This is a genomic window from Streptomyces sp. NRRL B-24572 (assembly GCF_002156145.1).
Lineage (GTDB): Bacteria > Actinomycetota > Actinomycetes > Streptomycetales > Streptomycetaceae > Streptomyces > Streptomyces vietnamensis.
Map to the genome: position 1 here is coordinate 1 of NZ_MWIG01000092.1, position 9,978 is coordinate 9,978.

A 9,978-nucleotide genomic window follows, 5' to 3' on the forward strand; every position below is an offset into this window, starting at 1 on the left:
CTGGAGATCGGCACCGGTTGGGGCGAACTCGCCCTGCGGGCCGCCGCGCGCGGTGCCCGGGTCACCACCCTGACCCTCTCCGCCGAACAGGCCGCCCTGGCCCGCGAGCGGATCGCGGCCGCCGGACTCTCCGACCGGGTCGACGTCCAGCTGCGCGACTACCGCGACATCGAGGGCCGCCACGACGCCGTCATCAGCGTCGAGATGATCGAAGCGGTCGGCGCCGAGTACTGGCCCTCCTACTTCACCGCCCTGCGCCGCGCGCTCGCCCCCGGCGGCAGGATCGCCCTGCAGGCCATCACCATGGGCCACCGGCAGATGCTCCACACCGCCGCCACCCACACCTTCATCAGCAAGTACGTCTTCCCCGGCGGACTGATCCCCTCCCGAGAAGCCATCGCCGAGCACTCCGCCGCCGCCGGGCTGACCACCACCGCCGACGACGGCTACGGCGACCACTACGCCGAGACACTGCGCCTGTGGCGGGAACGGTTCACCGCCCACCGCCCCGCCGTCACCGGCCTCGGCTTCGACCCGGTCTTCCAGCGCATGTGGGAGTTCTACCTCGCCTACTCGGAAGCCGGATTCCGCTCCCGCCACCTCGACGTCCGCCAGCTCCTCCTCACCGAAGGAACCCCCCGATGAGCGCCGCCGACCGCCTCGCGCAACTCCTCGGCCACTTCCTCCCGGGGCCGCTCCCGGTGCGCCTGCGGGCCTGGGACGACAGCCAGGCAGGCCCGCCGGACGCACCCCTGGTCGTGCTCCGCTCGCCCGACGCCCTGCGCCGCCTGGTGTGGCAGCCGGGCGAGATCGGCCTCGCCGAGGCCTACGTCACCGGTGACCTGGACGTCGAGGGCGACCTGGCCGACGCCCTCTCCCAGGCCGGCCGAAACGTCCGTGACCGGCCCTCGGCACGCCCCGGACCGGCGGGCATGGCCGCGGCCACCGCCCTGGCGGTACGCCTCGGTGCCGTCGGCCCACCCCCGAAGCGCCCCGACGGGCGGGCACGACTGACCGGTGGCCTGCACAGCGTCTCGCGGGACCATGCGGGGATCAGCCACCACTACGACCTCTCCAACGACTTCTACGCCCTCCTCCTCGACGAGTCGATGGCGTACTCCTGCGCCTACTGGACCCGGCCCGATGATCCCGCGTACACGCTGGCCGACGCGCAGCGCGACAAACTCGACCTGATCTGCCGCAAGCTCGGCCTGGGTCCCGGGGACCGACTGCTGGACGTCGGCTGTGGCTGGGGGTCCCTCACCGTCCATGCTGCACGCGAACACAAGGCTCGCGTCACCGCCGTCACTCTCTCCCGCTCCCAGCACGAGTTCGTCACCGCGCGGGCCGTCCGCGAGGGAGTGGCCGACCGCGTGGACGTCCAGCTGCGGCACTGGCGGGACATCGACGGCGGCGGCTACGACGCCGCGGCCGCCGTCGAGATGGGCGAGCACGTCGGCGACGCCGAGTACCCCGCCTTCGCCGCCAAGTTGCACGGCACGCTGCGCCCCGAGGGCCGCCTCCTGATCCAGCAGATGTCCCGCGGCGCCCACGCGCCCGGCGGAGGCGCCTTCATCGAGACGTACATCGCCCCCGACATGCACATGCGCCCGGTCGGCCGCACCGTGGACCTGTTGGAGACCGCGGGCCTGGAGACCCGCTCCGTCGAATCGCTCCGCGAGCACTACACGACCACCATCGACGCCTGGCGCTCCACCCTCGAACGGCGCTGGAGCGACGTCGAGGACCTCGTCGGAACGACCGCCGCCCGGGTCTGGCGCCTCTACCTGGCAGGAGCGTCGCTCGCGTTCGCCGAACGCCGCATGGGCGTCGACCAGATCCTCGCCGTCCGCCCCACCCGCGAAGGAGCGTCGGCCATGCCGGCCACCCCCACCGCCTGGTACGTCCCGGCGACCGCATCGTGAACGGCACCGACTGGGGCACCCTCACCGTCAACCTCGCAGCCTGCGCTGCCACGGCGGCGGCGGTGCTCCTCGCCACCTTCGCCGTCGCCGTACGCCGCGGGCTGCACCGGATCGTCGACATCGCCTGGGGTCTTGCCTTCAGCGCCGTCGCCGCCGTCACCTGGCTGCTGTCCGCCGACCGCGGCGACGACGGCCGCCTGCTCGTCGCCGCGGCGACGATCGTCTGGGGGCTACGCCTGGCGGGTCACATCGCACGGCGCTCCCGCGGCCACGGCGAGGATCCCCGCTACACCGCTCTCCTCGACAAGGCCCCCGGCAACCGGACCCTCCACGCGCTGCGCACCGTCTACCTCGGCCAGGCGGCCCTCGTCCGGCTGATCTCTCTGCCCGTCCAAACGGCCTCCTACAGCTCCGCGCCCCTGGGCACCTGGCCTTCTGCGGGATCGCGGTGGGGGCGCTCGGGCTCACCTTCGAGGCCGTCGGCGGCCGCCAACTGGCGCGGTTCAGGGAAGACCCGGTCGGCCGCGGCCGGATCATGGAGCAGGGCCTGCGAGCCTGGACACGTCACCCCGACCACTTCGGTGACAGCCTCGTGTGGTGGGGCCTGTACCTGCTCGCCTGCACCACATGGCAGCCGGCCCTGGCCGTCCTCGTCTCCCCTGTCCTGATGACCCCGCTGCTCACCGTCGGCAGCGGCAGACGCCTCCTGGAGAAACACATGGCCGACCGTCCCGGCTACCCCGCATACGCCGCCCGTACCAGCGGCTTCCTCCCTCGACCGCCCCGCCGGAACGCTCCACGGCCCGGGAGGTAGCCAGTGCCCAGGTCAGCGGCGAACGCGCATCGGGTGCCACGACCGGCCCTGCTGCCCCTCTTCACCGGAACGCCGCCCTCCCGGGCGAAGGCGGCGGTCCTCGTCCTGCACGGCGGCCGGGCGGACGACCTGCGGCCGCTCCCCCCGGTGAACCTGCCCGCGTGGCGGATGCGGCCCTTCGCCACCGCGATCGCGCGCACCACAGCGCACGAGGGAGTCCTCGTCGCCCACGTCCGCTACCAGTACCGCGGCTGGAACGGCCATCACGCTCACCCGGTGACCGACACGCGCCGGGCCCTGGACGAACTGCGGGCGCTCACCGGCTCCGTGCCTGTCGTCCTGATCGGTCACTCCCTCGGCGGGCGGGCCGCGCTGCGCGCCGCGGGCGACCCCGACGTCAAGGGCGTCGTCGCACTCGCCCCCTGGTGTCCGCCGGGCGAGCCCACGGCGCACCTGCACGACCGTACGGTCGTCGCGCTCCACGACGAGGCCGACCGGGTCACTTCCGCAGCGGACACCTGGGCTTTCCTCGCCCGCGCCCGCACCGCAGGGGCCCGCGTTGCAGGCATCGCGATGCCCAGAGGCGGCCACGCCATGATCCGTGACGCCCGCCAGTGGCAACGCTTCACGGCAGAAGCGGCGGCGGCTCTCCTCGGACTCGCTCCCTTCCCCGAAGCACCGACGGACAGCGCGGAAGTCTTCGCCCGTCCTGGCGGCCCTGGAGACCGCCCCTGACTGTCGCACCCGTCCACAGGCCGCGATCGTCCTGTGGGAGCGCACGGGTTCCGTCTTCCGCACCTGAGCCATACCCTTGAGTAACTTGCTGTGCCCGTAGGGCACCGCCATCGACGAGAGACGAGACATGCCCCCTTCCACGACATCAGCCCGGCTGCTCAGCGGCATGCTGATCGGTGCCGGAGTGGCACACTTCGCCGCTCCCCGGCAGTTCGACGCCATCGTGCCCCGAAGCCTGCCCGGCTCGCCCCGGACGTGGACCCACCTGAGCGGTGTTGCGGAGATCGCCGTCGGCGCGGCGATCGCCGCCCCGCGCACACGACGCGCGGGCGCGCTGGCCGCGGCCGGGCTGTTCACCGCCGTGTTCCCGGCGAACGTGAAGATGGCATACGACTGGCGCCACCGCCCCGCCCCGCTCCGGGCGGCAGCACTGGCCAGACTCCCCCTCCAGGCGCCGCTCGTGCTCTGGGCGTTGAGCGTCCGCCGGGCCGGGCGACCCGACAGCTGACGGATTCCCCGCTCACTCCGGCAGGACGGCACCCACGACCCCCTCTCCCCGGAACCCGAGCGGCGGGGCGGCGCGAGCGGGCGAGGCCGGAGACCGCGGCCCAGACACGGCACCCACCGCAACCAGGCGCCTCGCCTCGTGGTCATCTCCCGGACCGCCGGCAAGCGCCGCCCTCAGCCCCGAGCGTGGCGCACCGCAGATCCTCAGGCCGCCCCGGAAGCGGGGGCTTCGGACCGTCAGATGGATCCGGGTGTGCAGCCGACGAGGCACGAGGAGAACCTCGACAGGAGGGAGCACCACGGCGGACATGCGTGCCGGTACGCCGCCGGAGTTCGTCCCGCGGATGACCTGGAGGGTGAGGGAGAGGTCCAGAATCCGTCCGCGGCGCGTCATGCGGCAGCGGGACGGCATGCCCCCGGAATGGGGAGAACCGGCCTGGACAACCCTGCGGACGGCCCTGTCGTCCAGCGCACGTCCGGGGCCACGGGGCGCGGACGCCGAGGCGCCCGCCGGGGCAGCTGCGCCATCAGCAGGCCCAACGCGTTCAAGTGCGCGCGACGTCATGGCCCGGCCGTCCGGACCTTCCTCGTACCGGGTCGAGGTGTGCTCGGTTCGCTCGTGGCTCAGGTGCTGCCGGAGATGACGCCGAGGGGTTCGGTGGTCGGTTGGGCGGAACCGCCGACCGGTTCGACGGTGATACCGACGACGACCACGTTGCCCGGAGGGCCTTCGAGCACGCGTGTCGCACGGTCGCCGGCGTCGTCCAGAAGGCCCGCGGGACGCACGTCCCGGCCACCGCAGCCCGGCTACACTCCCCACTCCCAAGCCGCTGACCAGCAGGAATGGAGAAGTCCGGCTGGAGTACTAGGTGTCCGCCGGGCCGCGTCCTCGCGACGCGGCCCGGACCGCCTCGCTCACCCGGTCCGGGGAGATGCGCCAGGGGGCGCCGTGGCCGGGGAGCACCCAGGACGCCGACAGGCCGGCGATCCGGTCCAGGGAGGCGAGCGCCTCGGCCGGGTCGTCGGTGAAGGGCGCGGGCTGCGGGCCGGTGCGCCCGGTGAGGACGTGCCGGGTCGTCAGCGCGTCCCCGACGGCGACCGCGTCGGCGAGCGGGACGTGCACGGCCACGCTGCCCGGGGAGTGCCCGGGCATCCCCACGATCACCGGGCTCCCGGGCAGGTCCAGCACGTCGCCGTCGGCGACCTCGGTGACGGCGCCGAGGTGGCGCGTGCGCAGGGCGTTCTTCCGGAGGGAGTGGCCGAGGAAGCCGAGCGCCGGGCCCGGACGCCACGGGCCCAGCGCGACCGCGGGCTTCGCGCCCGTTCGGGCGCGGTCGGCGTCGGCGGCGTGCACGAACACCGGCACGCCGTGCGCGCCGCGCAGGCGCTCGGCGAAACCGATGTGGTCGGAGTCGCCGTGGGTCAGCACGAGGCCGCGGACGTCGTCGACGGACTTGCCGAGCGAGCGGAGTTCCCGCTGGAGGTCCCGCCAGTGGCCGGGCAGTCCGGCGTCGATGAGCGTGATGCCCTCGTCGGTGTCGATGAGGTAGCACGCCACGAGGTCGTTCCCGAGGCGGTGCAGGTGGGGTGCGAGTTTCACGGTTTCTCCCGGTGGGGCGGAACGGGTGGGGGTGCGGGGGTCAGTTCGCCGTGCAGGCTCGCGCGATCAGGACGTCCTGTTCGGCGGTGCCGCCGGAGACGCCGACCGCGCCGAGGAACCGGCCGGCGGGGTCGGTGATCGGCAGGCCGCCGCCGATGGAGACCAGGCCGTCGTTGGTCCATTCGATGCCGTAGCAGGGCCCGCCCGGAGCGGAGAGCCCGCCGAGCACGCTGCTGGGCGCCCGGAACAGCGCGGCGGTGCGGGCCTTGCGCAGCGCGAGGTCGATCGAGCCGAGCAGGGCGCCGTCCATCCGGGCGAAGTGCAGCAGGTGGCCGCCGGCGTCGACGACGGCCAGGTTCACCGCCAGGTCAAGACCGGACGCGGCGGCGATGCCCGCCTCGGCGCGGCGGACGGCATCCTGCAGGGTGAGCGCGGTTTCGGACACGGGAACTCCCAGGAGAGCGACGACAGTCGGACACCCCCACCCTCTTCCCGGCTCTGTGGCGGTTCCAGGGTCGGCCACACCCAGGAACCGCACCCCCGCCGTCCGCGACAATCACCACCATGAGCGGACACGGGGACAGGGACGGTGACGGGCGCGGACACGCGGACGGGCGCGGGGACGGGCGTAAGCGCGGCGGCCCGCTCGGGGAGTTCCTGCGGAGCAGACGGGCCGCCCTCACCCCGGCCGAGGTCGGCCTGCCCGACAGCGGCCGGTTCCGACGCGTTCCGGGGCTGCGCCGCGAGGAGGTCGCCCAACTCGCCGACGTCGGCGTGGATCACTACACCCGGCTCGAACAGGGCCGCAGCACCGGCGTGTCGGAGGCCGTACTGGCGTCCGTCGGCCGGGCCCTGCGGCTGGACCGGGACGAACTAGCCTACCTGCGCGCTCTGGCCCGGTCCGGCCCGCCCGTCCGACTGCGGTCCCGGCCGGACCGGACCAGGCTCTCGACCCCGCCACTCGGGCGCTGCTGGCCGGACTGGGCGCCGCCCCCGCGCTGGTACTCGGGCCGCGCAACGCGATCCTCGGCTGGAACGCCGCGGCTGCCGCGCTCTTCCTCGACTTCGCCAAACTCCCGCCCGCGGAAAGAACCCTGGTACGGCTGCTGTTCCTCGAGCCGGCGTTCCGGGCCCGCTACGCCGATTGGCCGGCCGCCGCCGAGGACGCCGTCGCCCGGCTGCGCCTGCAAGTTGCCGAACGGCCCGGGGACGGGCAGTTGCACCGGCTGGTGGCCGAACTGACCGAACAGGACGCCGACTTCCGCCGGCTGTGGGCGGGCCACGCGGTCAGGGGTGCCGACCGGGGGCGGAAGACGTTCCTCCACCCGCTGGTGGGGGACCTCGAACTCGACTGGCAGGCACTGACGTTCAACGCCCAGCAGGAGCGGTCGCTGGTGGTGTGGACGGCCCCGCCGGGCAGCCCCGCCGAGCAGGCGCTGCACTTCCTGTGCGCCTGGGCGGGCCGGCCGGCGGTGGAGCGCTGACCGGCCCGTGGCGACCGGCCTCCGGCGCGGTGCCCGTCCCGCCTGCCGGGTCACTCCGCCGGGCGGGCCAGCTCCTCCGCCAGCGACCGCTGGAAGGCCGTCACCAGCGCCTGCACCACCATCGGATTGATCCGGTCCGTCAACTCCTTCATCCGCTCGAGCTCTTCGGGCTCCGGGCCGCTCTCGCGGTACGGCCGCCACGCGGTGTCCCGGAACAGCCGGTGCAGGTCGTGCGCGGTCGCCCGGCCGTGCAACCGCACTCTCCTGGTCCAGCCCCCTTTGGCGCGAGGGCCGGCGGCGAGTTGGTGCGGGCGCCGGCCGCGTGCTGGCGGGCCCGCACTATGGTGGAGTCGACCGAGGTGTCGCAGTCGATGTCGCCGGCCGCGTCCGCTTCCGCCTGAATCTGCTGGAGCAGGTGCTCCCAGGTCCTGTCGGCCGACCACAGCCGGTGGCGTTCGTAGACCGTCTTCCACGGGCCGAACCGCTCGGGCAGGTCACACCAGTGCACACCGGTCCGCACCCGGTGCAGGATCCCGTCGATCACCTGCCGATGGTCCCGCCACCAGCCACGACGCCTGTTGCTGACCGGCAGGAACGGCCGCAGCCGCTCCCACCCGGCATCCGTGAGATCTCCCCGCCCGCTACACTCGCCACCACCAGGCCGCTGACCAGGGAAAACGAAGAACTCTCACTGGAGTACTAGGACTTGTCCGGCCGATCACTCGCCTCGTTAGGGTGACCCAACAGTGGGGGTGATGAGTGCAGTGGAGATGAGCCGGAATGAGGCCGTTGCCCTCGTGCAGCGGATCATGGATGCGGACTACACCTCCGAAGAGGAGGCGGACGGATGGTTGGACATGCTCGACAGAGCTCTGGCATGCCCAACTGGCCACGTCAGTGACTTGATCTTCTGTCCGCCAGAGCGGGATCCCGCGGCCGCTGAAGTGGTTGATCAGGCCCTGGCCTATCGGCCGATCGCCTTGTGAGGTCGGCGCTTAGCTTCGGAGCCAGATCGTGAGGGCTGCTGCGGTGGCCGTGCCGAGGTGGACGTAGCCGCGCTTGTCGTAGCGGGTGGCCACCGCTCGGTGCTGCTTCAGCCGGTTGATCGCCCGCTCGACGGTGTCACGCTGGACCCGTCCGAGAAGGCCGCCCGTCTCATCCAGGTGCCCGGTTGGGGCGACGGGACGCTCAACGTGACGGCGGTGCTGGTCTTCCTGAGCGTGCTGTACGTGGCGTTCCGCTCCCCCGGGGCCGGGTGGTGCTGACCGAGGACGACGAGGCCCGGCTGCGGGCCCTCCTCGACCGGCACGGCGAGCGGGACTCCCTGAGCTGCTTCGCCCTGCGCCGCGACAAGGCGGCCGTCTTCTCCCCGAGCGGCAAGGCGGCCGTGACCTACCGCGTGGTCAACGGCGTCTCCCTGGCCTCCGGCGACCCCGTCGGAGATCCCGAGGCATGGCCGGGCGCCATCGACGCCTGGCTCGCCGAAGCACGGGCGCACGCCTGGGTCCCGGCCGTGATGGGGGCGTCCGAGGAAGCGGGAGTGGTCTACGGACGACATCGGCTGCGGCCCTCGGACCCAGCGCGGGCCCGCGGACCGATCCCACGGTACGAGCACGGCAGGCGCCATTCGCCGAGCCTCGCCCGCCGGCCTGCCGACCGGCCGGAGCGCACCCCCCGAACGGCTGGAGCCGACCCGCCGGGTGTCCGCAGTCGGTGGGTGATCACGTCACCACGTACCCTGCCCGGCGTACGGTCGACGTCAGGCGAACCCGTACGAGCACGCGGGACCCCCGGACGCACGGGGCGCCGAGCAGCGGGACAGCGCAGACGAGAGTGTGATGCGGGACGCCGGTGATCCGGGTAGTGGTGGTGGACGACGAGGCCCTGGTGCGGTCCGGTTTCCGGATGATCCTGAACGCGTCCGACGGCATCGAGGTCGTGGCGACCGCGGAAGGGGCGCAGGCCGCCGACGTGGTCCGGCGCGAGTTGCCGGACGTCGTGCTCCTCGACATCCGCATGCCGGACGTGGACGGCCTGACCGTGCTGCGGCAGATCCGGACGCTGCCCGAACCGCCCCACGCAGCCATGCTGACCACCTTCGACACCGACGAGTACATCCTGACCGCACTGCGCTCGGGAGCCTCCGGCTTCCTGCTCAAGGACACCGAGCCCGAGCGGCTCGCCCAGCTGGTCCGCACCCTGGCCGCGGGCGGCGTCGTCATGTCGCCGAAGGCATCACGCGCGCTGCTCCGCAGCCACCCGGGGGCAGGAGCACCCCAGGACGCGGAAGGACTCTCCAACGCCGACATCGGCACCCGCATCCACCTGAGCACGGGCACCGTCAAGGACCACGTCAGCTCGATCCTGACCAAGCTGCGGGTCACCAGCCGCGTCCAGGCCACACTCCTCGCCGAGCGCGCCGGACTGCTCACCCACAACGACGACAACACGGCGCGGGACAACGGTCGATGAACAGGGGGCGGGCACTCTGGCGGCGCGTACCGCCCTGCGGATGGCCGTCAAGGACTCCGACGCCCGCGAGACCGCCCGCACCATCCGCACCCCGAGCGCGAACACCCTCGACGAACTCCGCCACATGGTCGCCCTGCTCCGCGCCTCAGGCGGCAAGGCAACCGAACTCACCCCCCGGCCCACCCTCGCCGACCTCCAGCAGCTCATCGCCAACAGCGGCATCGAGACCACCCTGACCGGCGAGCTTCCTCCTGGCATCAGCACCACCGCCCAGCGCACCGTCTACCGCACGGTCCAGGAAGCCCTCACCAACGTGCGCAAGCACGCCCCCGGAGCCGGCGCCGAGGTACGCCTGTGGCACGACGCACACCACTTCGGCGTCACCGTCACCAACACCGCCCCCACCCGCCCGACCGTCCCCCTCCCAGCGCCCGCCACGGC

Annotated in this window: 11 protein-coding genes and 5 pseudogenes; 11 read left to right on the forward strand and 5 right to left on the reverse strand. The window is 73.1% G+C overall.

Annotation, left to right across the window (positions count from 1 at the left end):
- From CCN56_RS05910 to CCN56_RS05930, 5 genes and pseudogenes are all read left to right on the forward strand, one after another.
- On the forward strand, window positions 1-645 hold a 645-nt coding region (locus tag CCN56_RS05910), incomplete at its 5' end, for a class I SAM-dependent methyltransferase (RefSeq protein WP_143664436.1).
- Entirely contained in the window at window positions 642-1,925 is a 1,284-nt protein-coding gene (locus CCN56_RS05915) for a cyclopropane-fatty-acyl-phospholipid synthase family protein (RefSeq protein WP_086824277.1), read from the forward strand. The genes CCN56_RS05910 and CCN56_RS05915, both read left to right, overlap by 4 nt.
- Window positions 1,922-2,739 (forward strand): annotated as a pseudogene (locus tag CCN56_RS05920) (DUF1295 domain-containing protein). The gene CCN56_RS05915 and the pseudogene CCN56_RS05920 overlap by 4 nt, the downstream one beginning before the upstream one ends.
- Window positions 2,740-2,772: 33 nt before the next feature.
- Window positions 2,773-3,474, forward strand: a complete 702-nt coding sequence (locus tag CCN56_RS05925; protein ID WP_179199704.1) for an alpha/beta hydrolase — start codon at window positions 2,773-2,775, stop codon at window positions 3,472-3,474.
- A 127-nt stretch (window positions 3,475-3,601) separates the two neighbouring features.
- The gene (locus tag CCN56_RS05930) at window positions 3,602-3,982 is read left to right on the forward strand and encodes a hypothetical protein (RefSeq protein ID WP_086824280.1); all 381 of its coding nucleotides are present in this window, start codon (window positions 3,602-3,604) and stop codon (window positions 3,980-3,982) included.
- 623 nt (window positions 3,983-4,605) lie between these two features.
- Here CCN56_RS05930 and CCN56_RS43840 read toward each other — a convergent pair.
- From CCN56_RS43840 to CCN56_RS05940, 3 genes are all read right to left on the reverse strand, one after another.
- Window positions 4,606-4,767 (reverse strand): anti-sigma factor, encoded by a 162-nt coding sequence (locus CCN56_RS43840; protein WP_373412830.1) that lies wholly within the window; start codon window positions 4,765-4,767, stop codon window positions 4,606-4,608.
- Window positions 4,768-4,846: 79 nt separating this feature from the next.
- The gene (locus CCN56_RS05935) at window positions 4,847-5,581 is read right to left on the reverse strand and encodes an MBL fold metallo-hydrolase (protein ID WP_086824282.1); all 735 of its coding nucleotides are present in this window, start codon (window positions 5,579-5,581) and stop codon (window positions 4,847-4,849) included.
- A gap of 40 nt (window positions 5,582-5,621) precedes the next feature.
- Window positions 5,622-6,026: a heme-binding protein gene (locus tag CCN56_RS05940; protein WP_086824284.1), complete on the reverse strand. Its 405-nt coding sequence runs from the start codon at window positions 6,024-6,026 to the stop codon at window positions 5,622-5,624.
- Window positions 6,027-6,145: 119 nt separating this feature from the next.
- Here CCN56_RS05940 and CCN56_RS44235 point away from each other — a divergent pair.
- Together CCN56_RS44235 and CCN56_RS44240 are read left to right on the forward strand one after the other, a co-directional pair.
- Window positions 6,146-6,406, forward strand: a pseudogene (locus tag CCN56_RS44235) (helix-turn-helix domain-containing protein); the annotation flags it as partial.
- 173 nt (window positions 6,407-6,579) lie between these two features.
- Complete coding sequence (locus CCN56_RS44240) at window positions 6,580-7,065, forward strand: hypothetical protein (protein WP_256961787.1); 486 nt, start codon at window positions 6,580-6,582, stop codon at window positions 7,063-7,065.
- A gap of 50 nt (window positions 7,066-7,115) precedes the next feature.
- Here CCN56_RS44240 and CCN56_RS44245 read toward each other — a convergent pair whose 3' ends face one another.
- Both CCN56_RS44245 and CCN56_RS05960 read right to left on the reverse strand, forming a co-directional pair.
- Window positions 7,116-7,319 carry a hypothetical protein gene (locus CCN56_RS44245; protein WP_256961786.1) on the reverse strand — a complete coding sequence of 68 codons (204 nt, stop codon included), beginning with the start codon at window positions 7,317-7,319 and terminating at the stop codon, window positions 7,116-7,118.
- 41 nt (window positions 7,320-7,360) lie between these two features.
- Window positions 7,361-7,705, reverse strand: a pseudogene (locus CCN56_RS05960) (IS5 family transposase); the annotation flags it as partial.
- Between the two features lie 115 nt (window positions 7,706-7,820).
- Here CCN56_RS05960 and CCN56_RS05965 point away from each other — a divergent pair.
- From CCN56_RS05965 to CCN56_RS05980, 4 genes and pseudogenes are all read left to right on the forward strand, one after another.
- On the forward strand, window positions 7,821-8,051 hold the full coding sequence (locus CCN56_RS05965; RefSeq protein WP_086824295.1) for a bacteriocin immunity protein: 231 nt from the start codon (window positions 7,821-7,823) through the stop codon (window positions 8,049-8,051).
- Window positions 8,052-8,222: 171 nt separating this feature from the next.
- Window positions 8,223-8,629: pseudogene (locus tag CCN56_RS05970) on the forward strand (phosphatidylglycerol lysyltransferase domain-containing protein); the annotation flags it as partial.
- A 287-nt stretch (window positions 8,630-8,916) separates the two neighbouring features.
- Complete coding sequence (locus tag CCN56_RS05975) at window positions 8,917-9,537, forward strand: response regulator transcription factor (RefSeq protein WP_086824291.1); 621 nt, start codon at window positions 8,917-8,919, stop codon at window positions 9,535-9,537.
- Window positions 9,538-9,568: 31 nt separating this feature from the next.
- Window positions 9,569-9,978, forward strand: a pseudogene (locus CCN56_RS05980) (sensor histidine kinase); the annotation flags it as partial.

Excerpts from the sequence above, each read along its gene's own strand:
- CCN56_RS05915 (WP_086824277.1), top strand. The coding sequence starts at position 642 with ATGAGCGCCGCCGACCGCCTCGCGCAACTCCTCGGCCACTTCCTCCCG.
- CCN56_RS05930 (WP_086824280.1), top strand. The coding sequence starts at position 3,602 with ATGCCCCCTTCCACGACATCAGCCCGGCTGCTCAGCGGCATGCTGATC.
- CCN56_RS05965 (WP_086824295.1), top strand. The coding sequence starts at position 7,821 with ATGAGTGCAGTGGAGATGAGCCGGAATGAGGCCGTTGCCCTCGTGCAG.